The organism is Emticicia fluvialis (assembly GCF_024793945.1).
Classification (GTDB): Bacteria; Bacteroidota; Bacteroidia; order Cytophagales; family Spirosomataceae; genus Emticicia; species Emticicia fluvialis.
In genome coordinates, this window is the sequence record NZ_JANUSD010000003.1 from 1 (window position 1) to 26,699 (window position 26,699).

22 protein-coding genes are annotated in these 26,699 nt (G+C 43.8%); 13 read left to right on the top strand and 9 right to left on the bottom strand.

The window, feature by feature from the left end; all coding sequences use genetic code 11:
• Positions 1–611 precede the first annotated feature (611 nt).
• Together NZ848_RS03785 and NZ848_RS03790 are read left to right on the top strand one after the other, a co-directional pair.
• On the top strand, positions 612–1,682 hold the full coding sequence (locus NZ848_RS03785) for a hypothetical protein (protein WP_259014416.1): 1,071 nt from the start codon (positions 612–614) through the stop codon (positions 1,680–1,682).
• A gap of 958 nt (positions 1,683–2,640) precedes the next feature.
• A complete protein-coding gene (locus NZ848_RS03790) occupies positions 2,641–3,717 on the top strand; it encodes a TlpA disulfide reductase family protein (RefSeq protein ID WP_259014417.1) in 1,077 nt (358 codons plus the stop codon).
• Positions 3,718–4,001: 284 nt separating this feature from the next.
• On the opposite strand, the gene NZ848_RS03795 is transcribed toward NZ848_RS03790, so the two are convergent.
• Together NZ848_RS03795 and NZ848_RS03800 are read right to left on the bottom strand one after the other, a co-directional pair.
• A complete protein-coding gene (locus tag NZ848_RS03795; protein ID WP_259014418.1) occupies positions 4,002–5,012 on the bottom strand; it encodes an NAD-dependent epimerase/dehydratase family protein in 1,011 nt (336 codons plus the stop codon).
• Between the two features lie 64 nt (positions 5,013–5,076).
• Positions 5,077–5,652: a Crp/Fnr family transcriptional regulator gene (locus NZ848_RS03800; RefSeq protein WP_259014419.1), complete on the bottom strand. Its 576-nt coding sequence runs from the start codon at positions 5,650–5,652 to the stop codon at positions 5,077–5,079.
• A 449-nt stretch (positions 5,653–6,101) separates the two neighbouring features.
• Here NZ848_RS03800 and NZ848_RS03805 point away from each other — a divergent pair, with 449 nt between their 5' ends.
• A complete protein-coding gene (locus NZ848_RS03805; protein ID WP_259014420.1) occupies positions 6,102–7,484 on the top strand; it encodes a DHA2 family efflux MFS transporter permease subunit in 1,383 nt (460 codons plus the stop codon).
• Positions 7,485–7,745: 261 nt separating this feature from the next.
• Here NZ848_RS03805 and NZ848_RS03810 read toward each other — a convergent pair whose 3' ends face one another.
• The gene (locus NZ848_RS03810; RefSeq protein ID WP_253523839.1) at positions 7,746–7,958 is read right to left on the bottom strand and encodes a hypothetical protein; all 213 of its coding nucleotides are present in this window, start codon (positions 7,956–7,958) and stop codon (positions 7,746–7,748) included.
• A 763-nt stretch (positions 7,959–8,721) separates the two neighbouring features.
• Between NZ848_RS03810 and NZ848_RS03815 the strand changes: the two genes are divergently transcribed.
• The gene (locus NZ848_RS03815) at positions 8,722–9,768 is read left to right on the top strand and encodes a hypothetical protein (RefSeq protein ID WP_259014421.1); all 1,047 of its coding nucleotides are present in this window, start codon (positions 8,722–8,724) and stop codon (positions 9,766–9,768) included.
• Between the two features lie 183 nt (positions 9,769–9,951).
• Positions 9,952–10,503, top strand: a complete 552-nt coding sequence (locus NZ848_RS03820; RefSeq protein ID WP_259014422.1) for a cupin — start codon at positions 9,952–9,954, stop codon at positions 10,501–10,503.
• 191 nt (positions 10,504–10,694) lie between these two features.
• Here the strand turns inward: NZ848_RS03820 and NZ848_RS03825 are convergent, their stop codons facing one another.
• On the bottom strand, positions 10,695–12,209 hold the full coding sequence (locus tag NZ848_RS03825; protein ID WP_259014423.1) for a tyrosinase family protein: 1,515 nt from the start codon (positions 12,207–12,209) through the stop codon (positions 10,695–10,697).
• A 448-nt stretch (positions 12,210–12,657) separates the two neighbouring features.
• Between NZ848_RS03825 and NZ848_RS03830 the strand changes: the two genes are divergently transcribed.
• Both NZ848_RS03830 and NZ848_RS03835 read left to right on the top strand, forming a co-directional pair.
• Positions 12,658–13,857, top strand: coding sequence for a hypothetical protein (locus NZ848_RS03830; RefSeq protein WP_259014424.1), 1,200 nt, complete (start codon positions 12,658–12,660; stop codon positions 13,855–13,857).
• Positions 13,858–13,861: 4 nt separating this feature from the next.
• Positions 13,862–14,239: a hypothetical protein gene (locus NZ848_RS03835; protein WP_259014425.1), complete on the top strand. Its 378-nt coding sequence runs from the start codon at positions 13,862–13,864 to the stop codon at positions 14,237–14,239.
• Between the two features lie 84 nt (positions 14,240–14,323).
• Here the strand turns inward: NZ848_RS03835 and NZ848_RS03840 are convergent, their stop codons facing one another.
• On the bottom strand, positions 14,324–14,569 hold the full coding sequence (locus NZ848_RS03840) for a hypothetical protein (protein WP_253523872.1): 246 nt from the start codon (positions 14,567–14,569) through the stop codon (positions 14,324–14,326).
• A gap of 435 nt (positions 14,570–15,004) precedes the next feature.
• Between NZ848_RS03840 and NZ848_RS03845 the strand changes: the two genes are divergently transcribed.
• From NZ848_RS03845 to NZ848_RS03870, 6 genes are all read left to right on the top strand, one after another.
• Positions 15,005–16,123 carry a hypothetical protein gene (locus tag NZ848_RS03845; protein WP_259014426.1) on the top strand — a complete coding sequence of 373 codons (1,119 nt, stop codon included), beginning with the start codon at positions 15,005–15,007 and terminating at the stop codon, positions 16,121–16,123.
• Between the two features lie 12 nt (positions 16,124–16,135).
• Positions 16,136–16,762, top strand: coding sequence for a hypothetical protein (locus NZ848_RS03850; protein WP_259014427.1), 627 nt, complete (start codon positions 16,136–16,138; stop codon positions 16,760–16,762).
• 12 nt (positions 16,763–16,774) lie between these two features.
• Positions 16,775–17,587 carry a peptidoglycan recognition protein family protein gene (locus tag NZ848_RS03855; protein WP_259014428.1) on the top strand — a complete coding sequence of 271 codons (813 nt, stop codon included), beginning with the start codon at positions 16,775–16,777 and terminating at the stop codon, positions 17,585–17,587.
• Positions 17,588–18,565: 978 nt separating this feature from the next.
• Positions 18,566–20,665 (top strand): hypothetical protein, encoded by a 2,100-nt coding sequence (locus tag NZ848_RS03860; protein ID WP_259014429.1) that lies wholly within the window; start codon positions 18,566–18,568, stop codon positions 20,663–20,665.
• Positions 20,666–21,035: 370 nt separating this feature from the next.
• Positions 21,036–21,677 carry a hypothetical protein gene (locus NZ848_RS03865; protein ID WP_253523916.1) on the top strand — a complete coding sequence of 214 codons (642 nt, stop codon included), beginning with the start codon at positions 21,036–21,038 and terminating at the stop codon, positions 21,675–21,677.
• 184 nt (positions 21,678–21,861) lie between these two features.
• A complete protein-coding gene (locus NZ848_RS03870) occupies positions 21,862–22,230 on the top strand; it encodes a helix-turn-helix domain-containing protein (RefSeq protein WP_253523919.1) in 369 nt (122 codons plus the stop codon).
• A gap of 211 nt (positions 22,231–22,441) precedes the next feature.
• On the opposite strand, the gene NZ848_RS03875 is transcribed toward NZ848_RS03870, so the two are convergent.
• From NZ848_RS03875 to NZ848_RS03890, 4 genes are all read right to left on the bottom strand, one after another.
• Positions 22,442–22,888, bottom strand: coding sequence for a hypothetical protein (locus tag NZ848_RS03875; protein WP_259014430.1), 447 nt, complete (start codon positions 22,886–22,888; stop codon positions 22,442–22,444).
• 5 nt (positions 22,889–22,893) lie between these two features.
• Positions 22,894–23,493, bottom strand: coding sequence for a Panacea domain-containing protein (locus NZ848_RS03880; RefSeq protein WP_259014431.1), 600 nt, complete (start codon positions 23,491–23,493; stop codon positions 22,894–22,896).
• 139 nt (positions 23,494–23,632) lie between these two features.
• Complete coding sequence (locus NZ848_RS03885; protein ID WP_259014432.1) at positions 23,633–24,358, bottom strand: LytR/AlgR family response regulator transcription factor; 726 nt, start codon at positions 24,356–24,358, stop codon at positions 23,633–23,635.
• Positions 24,351–25,385, bottom strand: a complete 1,035-nt coding sequence (locus tag NZ848_RS03890) for a sensor histidine kinase (protein WP_259014433.1) — start codon at positions 25,383–25,385, stop codon at positions 24,351–24,353. Before NZ848_RS03890 ends, NZ848_RS03885 begins: the two co-directional genes overlap by 8 nt.
• Positions 25,386–26,699 lie beyond the last annotated feature (1,314 nt).

The window sequence follows — 26,699 nt, forward strand, 5'->3', positions numbered from 1 at the left end:
ATCAACAATGCCAAGTAAAAATCCGAACTTATAAAAAAAGAATCCAATTGAAAACTCCCAATTGGATTCCGTAAATTAGTTTTTTAAATCTAAATAAGTGTATCGCTTATTTAGGACTAGACACCTTTTTAGACAGCCTCGTTTGGTGTTCTATGTACGCGTTTTCAAGCCGGCAAAGCCAATGGGGTGAAATCGGGAGGTTCATAACTATACACCTTTTTAATTATTCTTTGCCTGGCGCAAACCATTCAATAAGTAATATTTGCTACCACTTGATAATAAAAGTTATAAAATATAAATTTGTGTCCGAAATCACAGACAGGTATCTACTTGTCAGGATTCAATTAATTGGCTGCTTCTACTGCCCTTGTGCCCTAGTGCAAATTATGCTTTGTCCGAACAACACAACCGCCTGCAGCAAATCATGAGCGCTACTGTTTTGGTAGTATTCAAAAAAAAGCCATGTTTAAAATAATACTTGTGATGAAAAACCCCTAAGGGCAATTAATATAAGTACCCCTACCATTCTAAAATACTTTAAGAATGGCCTCTGTTGTATTGAGTATTATCGTCTTTATATATTTTTCTTAACTAATTTAAACTAATAAAAAATGAAAACTAAAAACTCTCTACAATTTGTAAGCCTGAGTCTATCTTTGTTACTGGCAACAGGGTTATACAACTGCACACCTCAAAAATCAGAACCTGAAATACCGAAATTTGACGAGGAGTACAAAAACGTTAAATTGCCTGAAATAACCATTGTGAAGCCTGCTGAGGTGGTGTTAGTGCCTGGTAAGGTAGAAGAACCAAAGGCAGTAACTTCATTATCTGCCGAACTCACTGCCGGCACCGTTACTCCGGCTATTACCGCAGCTGCAACCGACATGGAGAAAATTGTTTCGGCCGATAAAGCTGCTGAAATTAACGCCGCCTTTACTGACGACGTTATCAATAAACTGGCCAAAGGCGAGCCAATACCTGCCAGTTTAAAGGCTTCCATAGATGCAATTGCGGCTAATCCGGCATTTGCAGCCTATTTGCCTTCATTAACCTTACCCACAGTAAACGGAAAACCGGTAACCGGAATAGTGAAAGAGCTACCATTTAAAAATAATCAGCCGCTGTTCACCGTTCCCGATTACGCCATTGCGGCCATCAACAGCCCATGTACAGACTCTGCTCAGGCAGCTTTTAACCGTGCCAAAGCTGTGATAGACAACGCCAGAATTCAACAGCGTGCCAATGTAACCAACAGTTACAATCAGAACGTAGCTTCAATAAACAATACCGAGTGTTTTTCAACATTCCAGACTACGATTGTTAGTTCCATTGCCACGTCCTTAAATGTGTTTAATACCCGATTGGTTTTAATAAACAAAATAACAACTCCAACATCGCGCATAAAAAGCCCTGCGAATACCCTGGCGAACCCGGAAGCACAATTGGTTAAAACACTATTTATAGTAAACTTTACTACTCAGATAAATTCTTTTAATAGGCTATCGGTTGTGTCAAGCTCTGCCTGTGATACCGAAAAAACAGAAAAATTAAGGGCTGCCGAAATTGCAAGAGACACTAACTTTGTAACCGTAGAAAACAATTATAAAACAGCCCTGGCAAATTTACAAGCTACGCTAACCAAAAGTTTCCAGACCTGCCACGATCAGGGCCAGGGTTGATTGACACACACAGGTTTCTGAGTTTACGTTTCTATTATACTGCCTGATAAAGGTTCTATACCAAATAGTATTTAACAAAAACCCCAATCTTTCTGTGCGGTTTTCGCCAGGTTTAATTCAGGATAAAATCTTTTTTAAACAGCCCCATAGATTATATAAAACGGACAGGCCATCAATCAACAGCCTGTCCGTTCTTTCGTTTAATTGCCTTCACCCAAAACCTAAGCACATTTTTGCAGCTTCATCACAAACTCAAGATACACCTGCAAAAAAGCTGCTCCTGCTCGGCTGATTATCCAATCAGTCGGAGTGTTGAGCATTCTCTGAACACACTTTTAATACCATCTACTAAAACCAAACAGCATACCCCAAGCCTATCTGCAATAATAATACCTAATAAATTGCAATCAACACAACCGATAAATAAGTTTTTGTTATCTAACCTGAAATTTTCAGTTAATTATGCCTTTGCATTACTGTATTGCCGTCTATGAAACCGATATTCGTATTTTGTATCTTGTTGCTCCTCCTGTCGTCACACGAAAACATCAATATGAATTGTTGCGAGAATCAGGATACTGAAACTGAAATAGCGGTGCTACAAAAAAACACAAACGTAAATCTGTTGAACCAAAGCCAGCCCGGGCAGTATGTATTCGGTAACATTGCACTCGCATACGCATGAGGCTTTGGGTGATTAAAACACAATAAAAATCCACCGGAATGACACCGACACGGACGTATTTACGTTGCATTTCAAGAAAACAAAGGGGCTGGCTGTATAGATATGATGTTTTTAAACAATAAACTGGTGTATAACCATGCAAATGGTGAACAATTTATAACCATACTCAAATAACAAAGCTGACAACTGGTAGCATAGGTAGCGCCGCTTCAAAGTTAAAGGCAATTACATTTAGGACAACGGTAGCTTAACAAACCATACACAATAAAACCCATGAAAACATTCTGCCTTGTTAGTTTAATCATTCTGTTTCCTGTTGTCTCACTTTCCCAGAGTTTTCAGCTTAACGGCAAAATAGATAACTGCCATAATAGATGGGTTTATATAGAGGAAGTCAATAAAAATACAAAATCAGACTCCGCACTATGTAAAAGCAATCAGTTCAGCCTGACGGGGTCTATTTCTGAACCTAAATTGGTGAGGCTGACGGTGAATGGCAGCGATAGCTGGGTAGATTTTTTTTTAGAGAAAGGTACAATAAACATAACTACACAAAAAGATTCTCTTTGGAAAATCAGTTTTACGAACTCACCGCTAAATCAATTATACCAGAACTTTAATACCCATAGCGCAAATCCAATCCGGATGAAATTGGTTGAGTTTAGCATTAAAAAAAACAATTTAATACAACCACAAGATTCGGTTCAAATAACTTTAGTGAATAATGCCATTGACTCACTGTACAACCAATCTGTAAAAAATATTATTAGCTTTATAGAAGAAAACAACGATAGTTTTCTGAGTTTGTATTATTTAGAATATCAGTATGGCGCTATTGGAATACCAAAATCGATTCAACTTTTTTCAGCTCTGCGTGAAGATATCAGGATAACACCGACCGGACAACGATTGATTGAAAAGTTGAATAAAATAGGAATCTTACAGATTAATGACCAGGCTCCGGCTTTTGTATTGAAAGATATGCAAGGAAAAGAATTAAGCCTTTCTCAGTTGGCAGGTAAAAAGGTTCTTTTAAACTTCTGGGCCAGTTGGTGCGGTCCTTGCCGTAAAGAGCACCCCGAGTTAGTGAAAATATATGAGAGACTAAAATCTAAAAATATTGAGTTTATCAGTATTTCGACTGACGAGGATATAACTAACTGGAAAGAGGCGGTAAAAAAAGACAAATTACATTGGCCTCAGCTTATCGATAAAAAAGATACCAAGGGCCTTACAATTGCTAACAAATATGGCATTTATGGCATACCAGCCAACATTATAATAGATGAAAACGGCAAAGTGATAGCAAAGGATATAAATTTGAAAGACATTGACAAGTTTTTAAATTAAGTATCAATGAGTGATTTGCAACTTATCCAAACACCTTTTTTCGCCAGATTATCCAGTCAGTTGCCGTGGCAGCCGTTCTCTGAAAGGCTGCGTAAATCACCAGCGGCATAGGCTGAAAACCGGATACATTTCCTGATTATGCTGCTACCCAAAATCTAATTGCACGGGTTTTGGCAGGAAGCAATTCAACAACCCTGCCAACGGCAAGGTTTATTTGTTTCAGAAACCCGCCTGAGGGCGCCTCCGGCTCAGCAGCAACGCCCAACAGTAAAGATACAGGTTGCTTACAGCAAATTGCGGTGTGACATCAGATACGCCAGCGCTTCGGTTACGGCCTGCTCAGGACTTTTGGGATTAAAGCCCAGTTCGTTTCTCGACTTCGATATATCAAAATCCTGTTGCAGCCCAGAAAACATCGCAATGTCTTTCCGCGTCAGTACAGGCGGTTTGCCACTCAGTCTGGCCGACAGCTCCATCAGTCCGGCAATGGCAAACAACCCTATTTTCGGAACCGTCCCCGGAATCTTGATTTTCAGTTCCGGATACAGCCTTTGCGCCAGCCGGGTGGTATCGGTAATGGTCATGCTTTTTTCGTTGGCCAGTATGTATCGTTCGCCGGGTTTGCCGTGTAGCGCAGCCAGCAGGCAGCCTTCGGCCACATCTTTTACATCTACCCAGTTCAGGGTAATGCCCGTGTCTACCGGTATCTGCCGGTTCAGTATCAGCCTCAGTATGCCGTAAGACACATTCAGGGGCAGAAAAGCCTCGCTGCCAATCATGGCGCCGGGCATAACGGCCACCAGCGGCACACCCAGGTTTTCGGCCAGCTCAAAAGCCAGTTTTTCACCATCATTCTTTGAGTTATAGTACATATCGCGCCGGTCCGGGTTATAGCCGTTGCTCTCCCGGGTAGGCAGCCGGCGGTAATCCAGCGCGGCTATCGAGCTCACATATACTATCTTTTTTACCCCGGCCACGGCGGCGGCCTCAATGGTGCTGCGGGTACCCGCCATGTTTACTTCATAAATTTCCTTTTTAGGGTCTTTGGCCCATAGTTTAAAGGCGGCACCTACGGCATAGAAGGTATCTACCCCCTGCAAGGCGGCTATGAACGATGCCTTGTCGGTAATATCGGCCTGCACTACCTCGCAGGCCAGCCCCTTAAAGCTCTCGCGGTTGTTTAGGTTGCGCACCGTAGCCCGCACCGCATAACCTTCTTTTAATAGTAACCTTACCAGATTATTGCCCAGATGCCCGTTAGCGCCAGACACCAGCACCAGATTTTTATTTTTCATGAATATTGATTTTAAATGATGGGGCAAAATTATGCCCGGCTCAGGTAAAACCACTTCACAAATGTTACCTAATGATTTGCTTCCGGATACGGCTGAGGCTTTTGGGGTTCATACCCAGAAAAGAGGCAATGTACTGCACCGGCACATGGCGGATAACCTCTGGCTGCCCGGCCATCAGCTTCAGATACCGCTGCTCGGCGCTGAGGGTGGCCAGGTCTCTGGCGCGGTTTTCGTTATAAGCCAGCGACTGCTGAAACACCTGAATGCTGAAATCCCGGAAAGCACGGCTCTGGTCAATGAGGTGGTCCAGCCCTTTTTTGGTTATGCGCAGCAGCTCGCAGGCTGTTATACATTCCAGGGTATCGCTGGCAATGGTCTGATTAATAAAATGGGCATAAGAAGTAATAAATCCGGGCGGACAGTTGATGTGCGTGGTTACTTCGTCGCCCTTATCATTATAATGATACAAGCGCACAAAGCCCGACACCACAAAATACAGATGCCCCGGTATTTTGCCCTGCTCTTCCAGAACGGTATTTCTGGCATACGGCACGGGCTCAAAGTATTGCAGGCACAATTGCCTGTCGGTGTCTGTAAGCCCCACCTGTGCCATAATTATGTCAATCAGTTGCTTGTGCATGGCACAAAAATAAACATTAGCCGCACATCTAAAGCTGATGCCTGTGTATTTTTAATGGGTGGGTTTATCAATAAGCATCTGTTTCAGATTTAATTTACCTTGCCTTATGGTCCAGAATTCTGAACCCCACCTCCTGCCCGGCTGATTATCCAGTCAGTTGCCGTGTCAGCCGTTCTCTGAACGGCAGCTTAAATCACCAGCGGCATAGGCTGAAAACCGGATACATTTCCTGATTATGCTGCTACCCAAAATCTAATTGCACGGGTTTTGGCAGGAAGCCATTCAACAACCCTGCCAACGGTAAGGTTTATTTGTTTGAGAAAAATTAAACCCCTGCCGAAGACAAACAATACCCCCCTACGCCATGGCATACTCTTTTGGCTTTAATAATATTTGTGAGCCTTCGCTAATACTTATATTTTTGATACCGCCATCCAAACCACTGCATTATGGCAAACCAGAGCCTTATTAAAGAAAGATTACCCATTACCCTGGCCATTGCTATTTTTATGCAAATGCTAGACTCCACCGTTCTCAACACTGCCCTGCCGGCCATTGCACAAGACCTGCATCAGTCAGCCATTAATATGCACTATGCCATTGTCAGCTATGTACTCACGCTGGCCGTGCTGATGCCCGTGAGCGGTTTTCTGGCCGACAGGTTCGGTACCAGAAAAATATTTCTGCTGGCGCTGGTGGTTTTCAGTGTGGGGTCATTGCTTTGTGCCTTGTCGCAAACGCTTACGCACCTTATTATTGCGCGTATTATTCAGGGGGCGGGTGGAAGTTTGCTTACGCCTGTGGGCAAGCTGGCGCTTATCAAGACTTTTAACAGCAAAGAAATGGTGCAGGCCATGAACTTTGCCATTGTGCCTGCGCTCATAGGCCCCGTAATGGGCCCGCTGGTGGGTGGGTATGTGTCGGTGTACCTTTCATGGCACTGGATATTCCTCATTAATATACCCATTGGTGTGCTGGGCATAGTGCTGGCCCTCAATTACATGCCCGACTACCGCTCCGAATCGCCAAAGTTCGATTTACGCGGCTTCCTCTATTTCTCGCTGGCTTCGCTCCTGCTCTCGCTGTCGATAGAACTCCTGGGCGACATCCAGAATCTTACCCTGGTGCTTACTATCTTTATTATAGGCATACTGCTGTTTGTGCTGTACTTTGCCTATGCCCGGCGGTCGGCCAATCCGCTCTTTCCGCTCAACCTGTTTATGGTACGCACATTCAGAGTAGGTATACTGGGTAATTTTGCCACGCGGCTGGGCATCAGCGCGGTACCGCTGTTGCTTCCGCTCATGATACAGACCATCTACGGGCAGTCGGCCATTGTGTCAGGCTGGATGCTGGCGCCAATGGCGCTTATGGCCATTTTTGCCAAGTCGCGCGTTATCAATATCCTGTCCCGGTTCGGCTACCGCAACACGCTGGTAGTAAACACCACCATTATAGGCCTGCTGATATGCGCCCTGGCTATACCGGGCATACATACCAACCTTTACTGGTTTGTACCCATTATTTTTTCTTTGGGGTTCTTCAACTCCATCCAGTTTACTTCTATGAACAGCATAGCCCTTGCCGACCTCCGCCAGCATCACACCAGCAGTGGCAACTCGCTATTGGCGGTCAATCAGCAGCTGGCCATTGGTTTTGGTATTTCAACCGGGTTGGTGGTAGTGAAATATTTTCAGTTTAACACCACCCTTACCCACAACAACGGGCATAACGCTTTCCGCTACACGTTTGTAGTGATGGGCCTTATCAGCATACTGGCCAGCCTGGTTTTCAGACGCCTGCACCCGTCAGACGGCACTAACCTGCAATAGCCCCTATAATACCTCAGAATCTAACCCAGGCCATACATACGCGTGGCCTTAGGCAATAAACCCACCTGCAAGGTCCATCAGGGTCTGTTCTGCATTGGCTAATACCCGTACCACCATGCGCTTAACCTGTAAACAGGAGCATTTTTGGGCAAAGCTACGCCAGCAAAACCTTCTGTGGGCGTTTGTAAAAAGGCCACAGCGAGTCTCAGTCTCGTAAATCGCATATACACCGGCCATAAGGGCGCCGGGCTTCAGAACTGCTTATTTAAATAAGCTCGTATCTTCTTTTGAGCCGAAGAACTTCCTGACAGGGGAACTTCGTCTGAAAAGAATCCTTAAAATAGTTACAAACACCATGTAAGCCGCCAGCCCGATAAACAGGCGTTTCGAAACAGGGATGTTAAAATAGCCTACCATGTAAACCCCTGCCACAAGAGGAGCAAGCAATAAAAAGAAGTAGTGACGGCGTCGCATAGATTTTTACGTTTTAAAAAGTCAAAAGGCCGGAGCAGTTTAAATCCGGCAAGCAGTTATTAATTAGTTATTTACTTTAGATGCAGATTTCATGCCATTGATACCTGTTGAAACATATAATTTTTTTTTCGTTTCGGGCAAAAAATTTTAATCTCACCAAATGTATCCGCCTGATAATTTTTTAAGCCTGCATCAGGTGGTCTTCAGGCAAAATCCTGAAAGACAAACCGGCAAAAAGTATCGACAAAACAGACGCCACCACCCATCTGTAAAGGTACCGCTTAATAAATTATTGGACTGAAATAAGGAAAAATATAACGTTAGCAATCAACAACCAGGCATTATGGTTAGTTGTGTTATTTTTTGTGTTTTTTTACATAAATAAATCTGTTACCGCTTGATAATTAGTTTTTTTTACAATATTTTAGTGCCTGAAATCAGATAGAAGATTTCATAATGTCAGGATTCTAATATTTACTGCATTCTTTCTGAACCTCGTTTTATCATTGGTATGTCTTTTGCTTGAACGGGTTTTCAGCTTTCACCGGGCGTTTTAGAATGTATTGCATACCGAAAAAATTAAAGGCCGGGTTGCTCTATTAAGAAATATAACGGGTAAAGGCGGGAGGGTAAAAACCCTCTGATTGAAAAACTTGTGCGTATGCCGTCCTCCCCACTCAAATCCAAACAAACTAGAAAATTTAAATTTGCAAAAAACCAATTCAGATATAGTTAAATTATTACGCATCCAAAGTAAAAAAAAATGAAACCAAGAAACCATTTCAAATTCTTAAGCCTGAGCCTGATTCTGACACTAGCTGTCGGCTTGTATAACTGTAAGCCAACACCATCAGAACCGGAGATTCCGAAGTTTGAGGAAGACTTCAAGGGCGTAAAGTTGCCGGACGTTACGCCAACTACGCCTAAAGCCGCTACCACAACTGCCGCTTCAATTCAAACATCAACGGCAGTTTCTAGCGTTGCTACAGCAGCTGCAGCGGGTCCTTCAGCACCAGCAATTGTTTCAGCAACAACAAACATGCAGAAAATTGTTTCTACCACTGAGGCTGCCGAATTAGTAGCTGCTTTTACGCCAGCGGTAATAAGCAATCTTCAAACCACGGGCGCTTTGCCTGCAGATTTGAGCATTAAAGTAAATGCAATTGCCTCAAACCCTGCTTTTGCAGCGTACTTGCCAAAAGTTACGCTTCCTACGGTAGATGGAAAAGTCGTTACTGGTGCGGTTAAAGAGTCAACATTCGACAAAAACCAGCCGCTTATCACTTTCCCTAACTACTCGGTAGCAGCTATCACCAGCCCTTGTACTGATGCAGCACAGGCAGCTTATAACACTAAAAAAGCTGAAATTGATGCAGCCAGAGCTACACAGGTTGCCTCTGTAACTAATACTTACACTGCTGCTGTTACAGCTGCCAACGCCTCAGGAGCTTCTTGTTCTTCGGCAATACCTGGCAAATATGCCACCTTAAAAACTGGTGCCGCTACAGAACTTAACGCGGGTCTTGCAGCATTGCTTTCAGCCAAAGCAATTTTGGGTGAAGGTAATTACAATTTGTTGGTATTACTTTATTATTCAGCTTATGTAACTAACCTGAATGCACTTTCTAATCTGCAAACAGCAGAATTGAACGCCTGTGCTACTTTAGTTACAGCCAGCATTGCCAACGCAGCAGCCGCAAGAGATGCAGACTTAGCGAACATCACCGTTAATTATAACTCTCAAATGTCAACCTTGCAAAGCATCCTGACTGCAGGTTTCCAAAAATGCCATGACCAAGGTCAGGGTTGATATAAACTTTAGTCTGGCCTGAAACTGGTTTTCAAAGCCGGCCATCAGAACTCTGTTTGTTGCTCTTTGTTAATAAGAGCCACAGGCAGAGTTTTTTTGTTGCCTGTGCACCTGATATTTTTTCATTTTAGCAGCAACTGGCACGATTATTTTATTGATTGCCCTGAAACAAAATACAGCAAAATGAACTATCTGTTTGAAAAATACTATTTCCTTGACGACGGCACCATGCCTAACAGCGAGCTGCCCGTTATTGTGTATCGCCAGGTAACGCAGGCCGCCAACAAAACCGAATCGCTGGAAGACACCTTTAAAACCAACGGCTGGACCAACAACTGGCGCGACACCGTTTATGGCTATGATCATTTCCACAGCATTACGCATGAGGTACTCGGCATAGGCGATGGCTCCCTGATCCTGCGCATAGGTGGCCGCAATGGACTGTCGCTGGCTCTGGAAGCCGGCGACGTGGTTATTCTACCGGCCGGCACCGGCCATTCGGCGGTGTCTGAGCACCTGAATTATACAGTGGTAGGCGGCTACCCTAAGGGTATGGATTGGGACCTGCTCATTGGCAATGACGACGAACGCGCACAGGCGGTTGAGAACATCAGCCGCGTGCCGCTTCCTGAAACTGACCCCGTTTTTGGCTTACAGGGCGAACTACAGAAACAATGGCAGTATCAGGAAATAAATCAGCTACCTGATTTCAAACGGGTAATAGGCGGTTGTTGAAAGTGTATTGCGCCACAGCAGCAGCATTTTTTAAATTAACAGCAGTCTGACGAGATAGAAACACAAATTTAAATTTCTGCCCAATGCAAATACATGGCAGATACCGCATAAACCGGCCATAAATTGCCGGGTATATTACAGACACAGCCCTTTTATGCCGTGGCTGTGTCTGTAAACTTAGGCTTGCCCTCTTATTGTTTCACCACCGAAACGCTCTCAACCTGAATATCTTCAGCCTTTGAGCCGTTAAATTTAAGAATCGACAAATCAAAAGTCTTCTTATCAAGCGCTTTTGTATGAGCAGATTCATTGGTGATTTCATAATTAAAGGTTTTGTATATCTTGTTACCTGCCTTATGGCCATGCGCCGCGCTTTTAGAGTGCTTGTGGTCTGCCCCGAAGAACGTCATAGAACCCACATAATACTTATTACCCGGGGTAGGCGTCTCTTTAGGCGGCAGATTCAGGTAAATCTCATAGTCAGACTTAGGCGCTTTGGTAAACGATACCTTCACCGACATCACCAGCACATCCTTGGGTTTTACGTTCTTTTGCATCCAGTTCAGACTTTGCTTTGGGTCACGTTCAATCACCAGTTTGGTCATTGGGTTAACCAGCTTTACGGGCTTTCTGGTATTACCCAGCGTATCTTCCTTGCTTACAGAGGCCGCCAGCATTTTCAAATTCTCTTTAGGTGCATTTTTAGGTTTCACAATGGCATCATCATAGTCGTAATCCAGGTTATAGATAATCTTCACCACCTCTTCAATGGTATAAGTAATTTTTTCGCCGTTTTCATTAAAGAAAACATAAGGCCAGGCTACTTTTTTCAGTTCTTCAAGCATTACATCCTGCCCGTTGGGCGAGTTGGTCCATTGCTGCCACAGGCGGTCAATATTAGAGTGATGCGCCCAGAAAATCGGGTCAAAAGCGGCTGTTGAAACGTCAGCCATCATACCGTAAGCGGTATTCTGATAAATAACCGAATACTGCGATTTACCGGTGGTGTCGTTACCAAAGCCTATGTAATTGTGCATGGCTCCGTGCGGTGCCCTGTTCATATTTTCGTTGTAAAGCGCATAGGTGCGGTATTGGTTCAGCTTGGTCAGGTCAAGGCGGCGCACGGTTTTACCCGATATCGGGTCGCCGTTATTGAGGCTGTCCAGCCGCTCAACCGTATACAGGCTGTTGCTGGTATTACGCCAGATAGGCGGCATGGTGCGGTTTTGGGTAATGTTGGTGGTATCGGTATAGCCCCAGTAAGGCAGGGCGAAATCCTGATAGCCAGACAATTTACGCACAATTTTTTCAAAATAGTAAATGTACATGCGGTGCCAAACCAGAAAATGTATCAGTTCACCCTGGTCCAGGTGCGTACAGTTGTCCCAGCCTGCTTTGAGCTGCAATACATTCTGATAACTGCTACACAACTTGTTCTGGCCCGTAATGGTATCGGGTACCCAGTGCATGGCACCCTGGTAATACCAGCTGGTGGGGTCTGAGCAGTCGGCTTTTCTCATAATGGCCAAGGCTTTATCAAGGGCTTCAAGGTCTTTGGCGGCATCAGCCGAATACGCGTTTTTCCGGATATACTTCTTGGTATCTGGCCCGGCAATGGTAGAGTCTTTTCCATCCTCACCTTTGTTGGTGCAGCTCATGGCCATAACGGCCAATAACAGGCAGGTAAATAGCAGTAATTTTTTCATTTTCTTGACTATCGATTTAGGTTGTTAAAAAAAACCATGTGCAATGTAAATGCAATTTCAATTAGTTTTATTGACAGGAACACTTACTTATTTTACGGTACCGTATTTTTACGCATTTACTACCGCTTAATAATTTTTTACCCAAAAACAGCACAAGGCAGGTAGGCAAAGCAACCGATAAATAGAATTAATTGCCTGTAAATAAAATAACTATAAAGCCTATACGCAGCAGCTATATATTAGAGGTACATTTACATTATGTACTTATAAAAAATTAACTATCAATATTTTACCACGGAGTGGCTCTGAGTTTAGCACAGCGTTTCACGAAGTTTAGAGAAAAATCCTCTGTGAAACTCCATATTTTCAACTTTGTGTTACTTCGTGGTTTAAATCTTTAATTTTAATTAATATTTTCTTTGTACTTACCCTCTTAAAAGCTGTACTCATGAAAAAAATTCTTCTCCTTATTTTTCTACTTTCCGGTAGTCTGTTGTATGCCCAAAAGAACCGTATCCGGCTGAATCAGGACGGACAAACCGTTGATAAAAACGGCAGAGAAGAAAACAGCCAGATGCTGCCCAATCAGAAAATACTACTTGAGGGCGAACTGAAAAAGCCCCTGCAAAACCCCGAAAAAATTTCGATGCTGGTGTATGCCTCATCTCAGGCACAGGCCACTGAGGTAAAAGCCGCCCCTACCACCACCGGCTACAGGGCATTGATTGGCCCGTTTCTACCCCGCGAAACCGTAGGGCTGGAGATATACGTTGAAAAAACACAGGATGATGCACAGAAACAGCTTATCAGAAATCAGATAGCCGGAGGCCTTCCTAAAGCCGCCGGGTCGCTGAGCGCCATTTACAAAAGCAACAACACCGGCTTAACGCCCGACGAGTTTAAAGCCGCTATGCTGAAGGCATTTCAGGAAACGCTACCGAACGACCTGAATATTTATTACGTGGGAGACAAAAAACTGAAAGATAGCTTTGTTGAAATATTTACACCACTGTCGGCAACCTCTGATTACCTCAATTTGCTCAATACCTCATTAAGACTAGCCAACCCTGGGTTTGCCCCCAAGGCTGATTCGCTTAAAAAAGTGATGGATACCGAAACTGATAAGATTTTCAGCGAGGGGCTTAAAAACCTGGTAGCCAAAGAGATTACGGCCGCTCAAACGCTGGATGTATCAGTCATTGTAAGTGAGGTAATGTACTACGCCTCTTTTGACATTACCCCAGCCATGACGTTTCTCGGCAACTCAAGGCCAGACTCCGTTAAAAGAAACTTTGGTATGTTCTTTACCATAAGCCCCTATTTGTTTGCCCGAATACCACCCGATGTATCGCTGAAAGATTACGTTACAGCCGCACCTGCCAAAAGTTTCCAGCGTTTCCACAGGGCAGTGGCCTATCTGATTCAACCTACTGTGGGCGTGGGTATAATGGGTAACAAAGACGTAAAACTAACGCCCATTATTTATGCAGGTGGCACGCTCAGGTTTAACCAGCTGTTTAAGTTTACCTATGGGGTAGCTTTAAACAGTAAAGATAAATACAACACCCTGGGCTTATCTATCAATATCAACTATTTCGGCGACATCCTCAAAGCATTCCAAACGGCGCAGGCCAATTCAAAATTCTAAAACAATGGCACTTACCATAGACATAAACTTTTCAACGGCTCAATGCAAGGTAATTGTAACCGTGGCCGACACCGCCAATACTGGCCAGCCCGGCACCATTACGCTGGTAAGAGGCAATAGCGCAAAACAGGTAAAACCTGTACCCTCTGTTACGGCAACCCCATTAGATGTAGATTTTGATGCCCCCAAAGATGGCCTGATACACCAGTTTACAGCCACCCTGGTAGTGGGCAACAGCCAGACCAGCCTAACACAATATATACCCGTTTGTGATGCTGCCGCTGCCAAAGATGCCGAAGAAGCTGAGCCGGACACCGACACAAAAGAAGAAGAAGAAGAGAAAACAGACCAAACAGACGAAGCACAACCAGACAACCCTTAAAGCGCCTGCTGATAAACGCAAAAAGCCGCACATACAGGCGGCTTTTTGTGACACGGCAAAAAATGAACTGCAGGCGGCAATTACCTAGCGGTAATCGTAGTACTGGTCATCAATGCCGGCTTTCAATCTTTCAAGCTTTTCTTTAGACATAAAAAGCTTCTGAACATACGAACTTTTCTTGTACAAAATCCGCAATAAAATAACTACGGTTATGTAGATTAAGAATCCAAGGATAACAGGTTTAGAGAATCCAATATTCAAAAAACCCATTAAATATCCCCCTAATACCGGGGGTCCCAGCAGCAGAAATAAAAAAAGACTACGTCTCATAAGGTAGTGTAAATTTAAAAAGTCACTAGAATTGGTTGGTGTGTTTCACCGGGTTAATTGATGCAAAATTAAAGATTCAGAAAGTAGCGAGGCGCAAAAAAAACAATAACTTATCAAAAGGTAGCAAATCATGTATATACATATAATTCTCAGGCACTTGAACGGTAGCACAGATACGTAAAATTACGCAGTTGCAGCCCAAACCGCATCAGCTATAACCTGCTGTTTTTATCTGTAATCAGCAAAAAAACATAACCGTTTTTACGACGTGCCGGGGCGTTTAAAAATCAGTTGCCATTAAATAAATTCATCTTGCTTTACCGCCAGATTCTTTATCATTTTGTGCAGCCTTAAGCCAGAGTAAACCACTGGTTGTAGCTGTGCGCTGTGTTGCTCTCGCTCTTTACCCATTGCCTTAAACTAACCTGCAAAACCATGCTTACCCGACTGACACTTTTGTATCTGTGCGGCCTTGTGCTGGGCTGGCAACCACTTTTGGCGCAACGCTACAACGTATATTATGGCAATATTCATGCGCATACGTCTTATTCTGACGGCTGTAAAGACGGCGCCGAAACCGGCGTGAAAACCCCGGCAGATGCGTTCCGCTTTGCGCGGGAATCTGCCCATCTCGATTTCCTCGGTATCTCAGAGCATAACCACAGCCAGGCGGGTATGCAGCTTGCCAGCTATGCCAAAGGCCTGGCCGATGCCGACGCACTGAACGAAAACGGCCGCTTTGTGTGCCTCTATGGTATGGAGTACGGCGTTATCAGCAAAGGCGGGCATATTGTTATTTATGGCTCAGACAAGCTCATTGGCTGGGAGCGCGACAATTATGATGTTTACTCGGCCAAGTCAGACTACGCCTCACTGTTCCGAATCCTGGCCGCCAACCCCCATATTTTTGCCACGCTGGCACACCCGGAGCCCACTCATTTTTCAGACCTGGCTGCGCAAGGCTATAACCTGACGGCCGACCAGGCCATTTGTGGCGTGGCCATCAGCAGCGGCCCGGCGTTTTCAAAAAAAACAGATTATTCAGACAAGCCCTCGCCCCGGTTTTACAGCTACTATAAAACGCTGCTGTCAAAAGGCTATATTGTAGGCCCCACCATAGACCACGACAACCACAATACCACCTTCGGGCGGATGTCGGCCACAAGAACAGCCGTGCTGGCTCAAACCCTGCACCGCGACAGCATCATAGCCGCCTACAAGGCCAATCGGTTTTATGCTACTGAAGACTGGAACGTAAAGGTTGATTTCACCCTGAATGGCATGCCGCTGGGTAGCTACAGTAAAAACAAGCGGACACTGCAACTGACGGTAACCGTAACAGACCCCGACACAACCGATGCCATTAAAAGCATAAAGGTGCTGTATGGCAAGCCGGGTACAGGGCAAATGCCCACCGTGCTTGCCAGAAGCACCACCGACACCCTGAGCAAAACCGTAACACTGGCGCCGGGTAATGCCTTTTATTACTATGTTGAAATTGTGCAGCAAGACGGCGACCGCATCTATACATCACCCATCTGGGCAAAAAACTAAACATTCATAAATATGAAACCTGTTCTTTGGTATTGGCTCGTTTTCGCGGTGCTTACGTTCTGCGTAGCCTATTGCAATCACAAATATTGTATGCTGAAAGACCAGAGCACGGCCGAGAAGCAGCCGTACAGCTGGTCGCGGGTGCAACTGGCCTGGTGGACGGTCATCATCATGTCGGCCTTCACATCTATTATGATTACCCACAACAATGCCCCCGAACTCTGGGAGTCGACGGTTATTCTGCTGGGCATCAGTGCGGCCACCATTGCATCGGCACGGGTTATAGACGCAGCCGATGAAAGCGACCCGAACATCCAGCGGCATCAGGATACTAACGGAACCAACTTTGTGGTAGATATCCTGTCAGACCAGACAGGCGTTAGCATCCACCGCTTCCAGACAGTGGTTTTTAACCTGGCCTTTGGTATCTGGTTTATTCTGAAGGTGGTCAACAACCTCACCACGCCCCCACAAAACAACATCAACCTGATAATACCTGACATTGAGCCCAATAACCTGATTCTGCTGGGTGTGAGTTCGGCCACTTATGTAGCGTTGAAAGTTACTGAAAACAAAGGCACCGCAAGCGCCGGTGCGGCCGGTACGCAACCCAATCTGGAAGAACAACCCGTAGGCTAAACCAATAACAAAATGGCATTTACAGAAAAATTCAGCATTGGCACCAGCTACCTGCCCAGGCCGTCGCGCAGGCGGTCGGGGCTGGCCATAGCCAAGGTCAGGTTCCTGGTGGCGCATGACACCGGCAACCCGGACTCAACCGCGGCTGGCAACATCAGCTATTATACTAACACCGCCCAAACGGTACCGCCCAAAAAGACGGCCTCGGCCCATATTTTTGTTGACGACCGCCAGATACTGGAATGTATTCCCGCTCTGACAGCCCCACCCGAAAAAGCCTGGCATGTGCTATATGACCGCCCCAAAGACAACGAACTGTTTGGCGTAAACGCCAACGATGCCGCCATTGGCGTAGAATATTGCTACGGCGACAAAATAGATGCCGACAAAGCCTACAACAAGTTTGTGTGGGTGCTGGCAAAGTTATGTTATGAGTTTCAGCTAGACCCGGCCAAAGATATTGTAGGGCATTTTTTTCTGGACCCCGGCCGTAAGACAGACCCCCTCACGGGCCTTGCTCACAGCAGGCGCACCTACGAGCAACTGCTGAAAGACGTAGTGGAAGAATACCGCGAATGCACCGGAGAAACCCAGCCAGAGGCCGACACCACCCCTACTGAAACCGGGCAGCTTACCACTTCAGTGCGGCTAAACATACGCACCCAGCCCAACAGAAGAGCCGCGGTGGTAGAAACCGTAGCCGCACGTACAGTGCTGGCTTACACAGCCAGAACAGAAAAGGGCGAAGCCATCAATAATAACCCGGTATGGTATCAGACAGCACAGGGCAACTGGTTCTGGGACGGCGGCATTCTGCATGGGTAGGATGCAGAACCCCGTTCCGTTCCCCGCCCGTTTGCTGTAATTTTGTAGCGTAAAACCAGAGCCGGGTGAAGGTCCCGGCTCGCTTTTTGGTACGGCCTGTGGCCGGGGCTTTCACACAGCTTTTGTCTCTGCCGCGCAAGGCGTTATGCCCATGCTGCCTTGTATTGATATAGCTAAATCTGCAATTTTTACTGCAATAGCACCGTATAATCAAAAAAACCACTCAAACTGGCTCAATTTTAATCGGATATTCTAAAATGCTTACAATAAATTCTAAAAATAGTAGAAATATGACTTGCTTTTTCAAATACCACACTTTAACTTTGAATAGGCATTTTTAACAGTCTGCCACTTTACAACACAACAAAACAGCCCACCGTTAATGACCAGCCACAAGTGCCAGCCACACTGGGGGAATCTGTTTTTTTTTAATGTGCCAGCCAGCCTTATCACCAGCCATAAAAGATTGATAATCGGCCTTTAATGCATCTCTATACACTATTAGAAGCCTATTGTTGATAGAAATACTTTATTTATCGTTAATATTTTTGCGCTTTAATAATTACTTTTGTGGGTTGAAACAAACGAAGCAGTATAAGACTTAAAAAAGAAAAAGGCCTTTTGGGCCACCGGTATTCAACCTTTAAGAACCAAACCCGCTGACTACCAGGCCTTAGGCCGTACTAATCTATTATCTACCCGCTGGCAGGCTCCCCAATACTGCCCGGGCGCCGTGTAAAGCGATATTTGCACCCCGTTACGTGTTTTTTAACTATTGAAACTCCTATGGATTTGACGCTTTGCACTATGGCTTTTTTTCAGGCGCAAAAGGCAACCCTCAGTTTGATATTTAATAACAAGTACCCGCCCGTGTTATTATAAGCCGGGCAAAAGCAAACCTGTGTTTCGTGAGTTTTTTCAACATACAAAACAAAAAGCGATCAAACTGAAACTTATTTAACCAAACAATTAGTCTTTATGCAACCTATTTTCCGCGAAATCACCATTTCCGCATCATTTCTCTATTTTTCCGTTTTCTTTATCCTCTTCCTGCTCTATTTACTGCTATTTTTCACAAAGAAAAACGCCATGCTGAGGGTGCTTTCGTGGCCCATTAAAAGAATCAGCAATGCCAATTTCAACAAACTGCTTGATAAATACTCTTCAGACGAGAACAAGGATTTCAAAGGAATCATGATTATTACCTATACGCTGCTGTATCTGTTTTTCTCGGCGTTTGTGCTAAAAATCATGTTCATTTTCTTCAAACAGTTGTTTATTGACAGCTCTACCATTACTACCACAGGCGGTAATGTGCAACAATTTGTGCCGGGTGCCTTATATGAGTTGCTGCTGCACATGGACCTCGCCGGTATCATTATCGGGTTTTTGGGTATTCTTTTCGGTATTATTATTGCGCTGATGGTTGACGGCGAAAACCGGAAAGAAAAAGAAGCAAGTTTTGCTACCATTTACGACAAGAGCCATAATCTGCTCGAAAAAACAAACGCAATAGTAAAGAACTTTACGGCCGTACAGCCTAAATATACGCTCAGAGAAAGGCTAGACTCGCTGAAAAGCATTCTTGCCCTGAGCCTTGAAAACGAAGAAGAAAGCGAATTGTATATCATGAGCTACTCTGCCGACCTCAACTACATGACCAGCCATAACATGGAGGTAGTGCTGAACTCGTTTGGGCAGGGTAATACCGATATCAGCAAATTAAGCCAGCTTGACTACCACAAGTATTACAGAAAAATAGACAAGCAAAATACTGAAATAAACGACCTGATTGAGAAACTGGTAACACGCTACCGCCAGAAGTCAGACTCCATACACATGGCTATTCTGAACACTAAAAAAGACGACATTGAGTTTAGCCAGTACGAAAAATACCTTGAAAAAGGATTGGAAAGAGCCGATATTATTTACTACGACCAGTTTGGCGAAGAGGCGCTCAGCACCGGAAGTGTAAGCCTGAACGTAGAAGACGGCAACGTATATTATGCATTTGCCAAGGGTATTAACCTGGGCTTTGGCGAAACCATTGAAGAAAAACGTGAAGAACTGAAAGAGTTTTTATATGCCAATAACCTGAGCCAGATAGACAAACTGGTTGACTGGGGCTACCTGCGCGAAAACATACATGAGTTTGACAGCATACCGTTTCAGTTTGTGCTCACCAAGTCTATCACAGGCACTACGCCTTCTAAAGCCTTAATAACCCTTACCAACATAGACGCCCTGGGCAAAAACGGCGGTATTTTCAGCTACGAAACCACCGACCCTAAAACCCTGGCTAATCTGGTAAATATCTTTAATGCGTACAGCAAAAGCCAGGAGTCTCGCGACAACGACGCCCGCGCCATTAAAGAAAGACGTGCCAAGTTCAGCAACCTGTTTAATGCCAACACCATTAACAGAAACAACATTGCCACTATACTTAAATACAAATTTATTGATACCGACAACGACGATTTCTACCCCGGCGTACCCAAAACCGATATTAAAACGGCGGTGGCTATCAGAGAGGCCTTCTACGAAACCCTGGGTATTATACCCCTGCCGGTTTATATTGGCGTAGGCGAAAAATACAAAAACGTAAAAGAATTAATAAAAACCAGAAAACCGGGCGTATATGTAGCCATCGGTATTTTTGGAAGCGACCAGAACCCGCCAACCGTAGCTGAGTACATCATCAACTCCGACAACTCGTTGCCGTTTGAGCTGGTGCGGAAATCTACCAGACCTAAGAAAATTGAATACAAAGACGAAAGCGAAAGAAACATTTTCTACGCCAAGTTTGCTGATAAATGGGTTGAGTATGAAGAAAAATGGGTGAACGACGATTGTGCTGACTACGGTATTATTGCCAAACTAACCCTCGGAGACGACATCTCGGTGTTTATTATCGGTGGGTTGAACCACTATGGCACCGAAAAAATTGGCGCGTACCTGAGAGACTCTTGGGAAACCATTGCCGACGAAGTGGGCGACAACCAGTTCCTGTTCCTGTACGATATTCCGGAAAAACAATCAAGTGAACCTATCACGTTGAGAGAAAAAAGAATCTGGTAATAACCAGCCACCCGTGTTTCAGAAACCCTTTACCAGCCCCGTTGCCGGTAAAGGGTTTCTTGTTTACGAGCCCTTATAACCAACCTTTTTCAGGCTTGCATTTTACGTAGCTGTGTTCGTATATATGCTACGTTCACCTATGCGTGCAAATGCAACGCCGTTGCGGAAAAAAATATTCTTAAAAGTTCATTATTGTTCCTGCAAGTGCGCAAATGAGCCTTGTCCTTTAAGATGTTACTACTAATTTTGAGAGCGTACTAAACCTTTTTTAAAATAATTTTTCACGGCTGGGTGCTTTGTTGTCAGAGGCGTCATTAAACGCTTTTGGCCCGGCCTTGCAAAACCCAATTTCTACATAACACTATAAAATATGAACTCGGCTAAAAAAGTCAATCACGGAAAATCTCTGTCATTACTGTTTATATCATTTTGCTCGGGTTTTACAAGTTTCCATTATCAGGCTGTGTGCTCACAATACCTGTTTGCACATCATGGCTTTAGAACCTACAATTTTCAGATGTCGCTGGTGGCATTTTTGCTTAGTTGCCCACTGGGTTATTTGATGGCTAAACGGGTGCTTTTTAGCATCGGAAACCACTCTTTATTGCTGATGATTACCATTTTTGAAATTTTCTTTATTACTTTTGCTGTGTTTAGCAAAAATATTATGTGTAGTGGTGCGGTGTCTGCCATCCTTTTACCATTGCTCCGTTTGTTTGAGGCCAGCCTGCTTTATATCATTTCGTTAGCACTGCTGCCTTTATTAATGAGTACCTCTGTTGCTTTGCTGTCCAGAATTTTTGAAGATGCCGATGCGTCTACCCCAAAAACATTGTATCTGTGGTTCATAACAGGTTCCGTAACCAGCCTGTTTTTTTCGCAGGTATTAAGGCTAAATCTGATGGGGCTTGAAAATTCTCTTTACCTCTGTGCCTTTTTGAATTTTTCCTGTATTTTAATTTTGCTGATTCATTACAGTTTTACCCAGAACAGAAATCAAACTGGCAGGTAATTTGTATGGGTTGTCTGGTGCTATCCTTTATAACATGAAGCTATTCTGATTTTTTTACCGGCAAGCCAGTAGACGGATTGCTGAAACATCGAGTAACTATGTGCTAGTATTTTACGGCAGATTTTTTTACCTGCCTGTAAAGCAAGATAGCCTTAGAATGACGAACTATATTAAAACTTAAAGTATGTTGATAGGAAACAGGCTAAGGAAATTGCGTGAGTTAAGGAATTACACGCAAGAATATGTAGCTAAGGCACTGAACATGACTGCCACAGGGTATGGTAAAATAGAAAGAGATGAGTCGGAGGTATCGTTTCAGAAACTCAGAAAAATTGCGGAAATACTGGATATTCAACTGGAAGACATCCTGAATTTTAACGAAAACATGGTGTTTAATGTTAAAAACAGACAGGGCGCCGCAGAGAATGAAATACCAGGTGCTAACCCCGGGCTGGCAGATTCTGAAAAACGGCTATATGAACAAATCATTGAACAGCTAAGGCAAGAAAACACCTACCTAAAAACAATCATAGACAGGCTGCAACTTAAATGAAGCCGCAGGTTTTTACCGCAGTTTCGGTGTATTCAAATTAAAAAATTCCGGATTGCATTGCGTTGTCCCAACCATTTTCAGTGTCAATCCAGCAGAGTATCACTTCGGTAAATCCTTCCACACCTTTCAGCCTCACCGGGCACTTAACACATATATACCTTTTAAACGGCGTTTTTTAGGCTTGGCCTTACATTTGCTGCAACGGAAGCAATTAAAGTATTCTTCTGAACTTACGCTTAACACTGGCAGAAGAGCGAAAACAATCTTTTATAAGGCCTAGCAACTCAGGCTTTAACTGCCCGATAATGTCATAATCAATACCTTCAACCGGATAAATGTCATGCAGAATGGCTTCGTCATACGCATCAATCTGGCTGCCATACAAAAATGTTGGTAAGGGGAAGCCCCAGCCAGTAGTAGTTACAGCAGATTGCGGCTTTATAAAAAAGCAATTGAAGTTAAACTCTGCCAACTCAATACAGGTATGATGGTCATAATCTTGCCAGACAGACGGCACAAAATCTTTACTGGAAGGTAAAGTAGCCAGAATAAGCATCGAATCGATTCGTTTCAGAACAATAAAATATTTGCTCTTTGAATCGCTTCCGTTTTTAAAACGGAAATCATTGTAGTATAAAATAAGACCTTCCTGAAACACAGCAATCAGAATTTTAAGGAACGGCTAACTTCAACAAATTCGGTTTGTTCTAAATAGCGCGTATATTTTTGTTGGTCACTTAACAGTAATTGAGAAAAATCTATTTCAATTGCTGTACTATTCATTGAATCGTTTTCAAAGTATTCAAGCACACCGTTATCTTTGGCTGCCTTGTGCCAAAGGCCATGCTCACGATGGGTTAGTTTTACCAGTTCTTCTGCACTTACGTTTTTAAATTTTTCAGTTATAAAATCCAGCAATTCAATTTCATTGTCTGAAAACTCATCATCCACAAACCCCTTGCGCGCGCTTATTGTAGTTGTGCCATTTACAACAGTACTGCCAATGTAGCTATCAAATAGCGTAGGCTCAGAGCCTGACGATAAATCAATGAAAATATCTTTGGCAACGGGGCCGAACTTCCAGACCTGAAAACTTAAATTAAGAAATGGCATTCCGTATTTTTTCACCGACGACTCCTCAAGCAGATAAAGCAATTTAAGCAGCTTTGTTTTTGAGAGTGGCTGTATGCGCTGCGCCATATAAATCATAGAGTTACCTATTTTATCCAAGTCTGCTCTGGTATAAGGGGCTACAACTTTCATAGCGCTATTGATGGGGGAAGTCATATACAAATATAACAATAATCAGCCTTAAAAATTTCAATTCCGAACAATTTTTAAGTTTTCATTCTTTCTGCTAATGCTTTTGCCTTGCTGTCTTTTTTTAGGCCTGGCCTACCCTTTATTTAAAATGTTCTATCAGCTCGCGGCGGTAGGTAAGCCCGATGGGCAACGAAACGTCATGAATAAACAAGGCATTACCACTGATGCGCGTAATGCGCCTCACCGCCACCAGGTAAGACTTATGCACCCGCACAAACTGCCCGGCTGGCAAGCGCTGGTCCAGCTCGGTTAAGGTAAGGGCTGTCAGGTAGATTTGGGTATCGGTAAAAATCTTTACATAATTACCCCAGCTTTGGGCATACTTAATGTCGTTGGTTTCAATCCGCATCCAGTCGCCGTCTACCCTTATCATTATAGAGGCATCAGGCACAACCGCGGGTAAGGCCTGAGTGGCTCTGTCGGGCAGTCCAAACAAATAAAAGGCCTTGTCTACGGCTTTCAGAAAGCGCGCAAGCTGAATTGGCTTCAGCAAATAATCAACCACATCGTAGCAATAGCTTTCAAGGGCGTAGTCAGAATAAGCCGTTGTAAAAATAACCAGCGGCTTTTGTTTCAGGGTGTTCAGCATCTCAAGCCCGCTCATCTGAGGCATGTTAATATCCAGAAAAACCAGGTCTACGGGTGTCTGGTGCATCAGGTTAATGGCCTCAATGGCGTTTTCGCAACTACCGGCCAGCTCAAGCCTGTCTACCTGCGCCACATAATGCTGCAACACCAGATGCGCGCCGCGTTCGTCGTCAACAATTATACATTTCAGAGTTTTGGGCAATACCGGGTCAGTCATGTAGGTCGGGGGTTAGTTGAAGGCGAAGCAAAGTATGGTACTGGCACTCGGTTTCGTGCATATCAAGCCTGAACCGCCCGGCATAAAAGGCTTCCAGGCGTTTCAGGGTATTGGGTATGCCCACACCCGTAGAAACCAGCCGGGGCCTGCGCGCCGGTATAGAATTGAGTATATCAAGCACCAGCACCTGCCCTGCAAGGGTAATAGTAATGCTCACAAAGCAATTCTTAATGGCGCCGCTGCTGTGTTTAAAGGCGTTTTCTATCAGCGGCAACAGCAGCAAAGGCACTATATAATGCTGTGTGCCGGTATGTGCAGGGTAAACATAATTAAGCGTGCAGCGTTGGCCGATGCGCTCTTTTTCAAGATGTATATAGCTGGTGAGATACGCAAGCTCGTCGCTTAGTTTTACCTGTTTCTTTGAGGCCGACTCTACCTGATACCGCATCAGTTGCGACAACTGCATGATCATATCGGGCATTCGGGCAGGCTCTTTTATGCTGATACCGTACAGATTATTAAGCGTATTGAACAAAAAATGCGGATTAAGCTGCGCCTGCAGTAGTTTGGTCTGGGCTTCGCTCAGTTGCAGCAGCTGATTACTGCTTCTGATTTGCTGGCGGTAAAAATACTCAAGCAAAAAAACGGCCTCCATGGTAATGATACTGCCAGAGGTAGTAGCCAGATAAAGCAGCCCCATTTTTACCGGATTCTGGTTTTGATGAAACTCCCGAAAAAACCAGAGGTAGTCGGCCAGATACAATACCGCGCTGCCAGCCAACAACACCACCATCGACACCACCAGAAACCGGTTAAACTGCCCGCTTTTAAAAAAAGGAAAAACAAATATGCGGTAAAAAACAGCCATGGCATAGAGCATCAGAAAATGAAGAAAACCAATGGTGATTTCTTCAACCGACGACAGGAAGTTCCAGCGGCTGATAGACATCAATATAAAGAAACCCCAGAAAAACAGCAGTTCTCTTACCCAGTCTATTTTTTTTAATTTTATGCCTGCGTGCAACATTTTTTTTGGAGTTTCTACAAAAGAAAAAAAATCATGATTTGTTACCAAAAACAAATGACAAACCCAGTTCATCACAAATATTAGCGGGTTTATCACTCATTTTTCCGGCAAAAGGTTTTATAAATTACCTTAGCTGGCAATAATTAAGTAATATTTAATATTTTTTTAAGGTTGTTTCTATTATATTTGTAGAAATGACACTTATTCTTTTCCGGCTTTACCCAAGCCATAGTACCATCGGCTGCGACAAATATAAATGAAAAAGTTATTGACTTATCCGCACCAGCCAAAAACTGTCACGAACGTCAATCCATAAAAACAAAAAAGATGAAATTATTTTTCATCAGTTATCAGTGTTTTATTTAGCCATGAACACAAGATATTGCGGGTATGTAAATACCCCTGAAGACGTTAGATTCTACATGAATCTTTCATACGCTTGTAGCAAAAAGCCCCTTAATTTAGGGGCTTTTTTGTTGGTATTTTTCCAAAAACTATCTATATTTTATCTTTGTAATTAAAAAACGATGAAAAACAGAAAAGCCTTACTGGTGATTGATATGCAGAAAGGTTCGTTTACTGCATTAACTCCGCGGCACGACACCGATGGGGTGGTTCAAAGAATAAATTTAATGGCTGAGGCTTTTCGTACATTGAGGGGTAGAACGAAACCTGCGCGCGCGAATTTTGCAAGTGTTTGATTATTAGCCTCTTATAAAGGTTTTGAGAAATTACTAAAACTGCAAATTTTAATAAGAATTGAACTTTGATTTAATTTTGGAGCTGTTTTAGGGCTATTTTGGAGGAGTTATTTGAATTAGCGTTTAATTGTGCAGAGTAAAGTAAAAAGGCTTTTAAATTGGCTTGAATGGGGTTTTTGGAAGATTTTAAAAGGTTTTTAAACACTGAATATTGGGTATTTAAATGAAAATAAAAATGTTCCGCTTTTATGCACTTTTGGTAAATAGCGGAACATTTTAGCGGAACATTTTCTGGTTTTATAATACATCATTTCTTTGATAGGCTTCAAGAATTTGGACGCAAACTGCTGCTACCAAAAGACCTGACGGCTAAGCAGCTTGCACAGCACTACAACGTATTGTATAGCTCAAACTTTCAAAAGGCTTGCTTTAGAGTGCTAGGTATGAAGAAAAAAGGTTTAGGGGGCGCCCGTCGTTTTTCAGGAAATGTAAAAAACAAAAAAACAAAAGTTCAGCCGTAACAACGTGCCATTGCCATAAGTCTCAGCCCTCGCGCACTTGAAATACTCAAAAACCAGAAGGACACCTACACGCATTACATAGAGCGAGCAAT

Bases quoted from the DNA above. Each gene is read 5' to 3' on its own strand.
- NZ848_RS03785 (WP_259014416.1), top strand. From the start codon at position 612: ATGAAAACTAAAAACTCTCTACAATTTGTAAGCCTGAGTCTATCTTTG.
- NZ848_RS03790 (WP_259014417.1), top strand. From the start codon at position 2,641: ATGAAAACATTCTGCCTTGTTAGTTTAATCATTCTGTTTCCTGTTGTC.
- NZ848_RS03795 (WP_259014418.1), bottom strand. From the start codon at position 5,012: ATGAAAAATAAAAATCTGGTGCTGGTGTCTGGCGCTAACGGGCATCTG.
- NZ848_RS03800 (WP_259014419.1), bottom strand. From the start codon at position 5,652: ATGCACAAGCAACTGATTGACATAATTATGGCACAGGTGGGGCTTACA.
- NZ848_RS03805 (WP_259014420.1), top strand. From the start codon at position 6,102: ATGGCAAACCAGAGCCTTATTAAAGAAAGATTACCCATTACCCTGGCC.
- NZ848_RS03810 (WP_253523839.1), bottom strand. From the start codon at position 7,958: ATGCGACGCCGTCACTACTTCTTTTTATTGCTTGCTCCTCTTGTGGCA.
- NZ848_RS03815 (WP_259014421.1), top strand. From the start codon at position 8,722: ATGAAACCAAGAAACCATTTCAAATTCTTAAGCCTGAGCCTGATTCTG.
- NZ848_RS03820 (WP_259014422.1), top strand. From the start codon at position 9,952: ATGAACTATCTGTTTGAAAAATACTATTTCCTTGACGACGGCACCATG.
- NZ848_RS03825 (WP_259014423.1), bottom strand. From the start codon at position 12,209: ATGAAAAAATTACTGCTATTTACCTGCCTGTTATTGGCCGTTATGGCC.
- NZ848_RS03830 (WP_259014424.1), top strand. From the start codon at position 12,658: ATGAAAAAAATTCTTCTCCTTATTTTTCTACTTTCCGGTAGTCTGTTG.
- NZ848_RS03835 (WP_259014425.1), top strand. From the start codon at position 13,862: ATGGCACTTACCATAGACATAAACTTTTCAACGGCTCAATGCAAGGTA.
- NZ848_RS03840 (WP_253523872.1), bottom strand. From the start codon at position 14,569: ATGAGACGTAGTCTTTTTTTATTTCTGCTGCTGGGACCCCCGGTATTA.
- NZ848_RS03845 (WP_259014426.1), top strand. From the start codon at position 15,005: ATGCTTACCCGACTGACACTTTTGTATCTGTGCGGCCTTGTGCTGGGC.
- NZ848_RS03850 (WP_259014427.1), top strand. From the start codon at position 16,136: ATGAAACCTGTTCTTTGGTATTGGCTCGTTTTCGCGGTGCTTACGTTC.
- NZ848_RS03855 (WP_259014428.1), top strand. From the start codon at position 16,775: ATGGCATTTACAGAAAAATTCAGCATTGGCACCAGCTACCTGCCCAGG.
- NZ848_RS03860 (WP_259014429.1), top strand. From the start codon at position 18,566: ATGCAACCTATTTTCCGCGAAATCACCATTTCCGCATCATTTCTCTAT.
- NZ848_RS03865 (WP_253523916.1), top strand. From the start codon at position 21,036: ATGAACTCGGCTAAAAAAGTCAATCACGGAAAATCTCTGTCATTACTG.
- NZ848_RS03870 (WP_253523919.1), top strand. From the start codon at position 21,862: ATGTTGATAGGAAACAGGCTAAGGAAATTGCGTGAGTTAAGGAATTAC.
- NZ848_RS03880 (WP_259014431.1), bottom strand. From the start codon at position 23,493: ATGAAAGTTGTAGCCCCTTATACCAGAGCAGACTTGGATAAAATAGGT.
- NZ848_RS03885 (WP_259014432.1), bottom strand. From the start codon at position 24,358: ATGACTGACCCGGTATTGCCCAAAACTCTGAAATGTATAATTGTTGAC.
- NZ848_RS03890 (WP_259014433.1), bottom strand. From the start codon at position 25,385: ATGTTGCACGCAGGCATAAAATTAAAAAAAATAGACTGGGTAAGAGAA.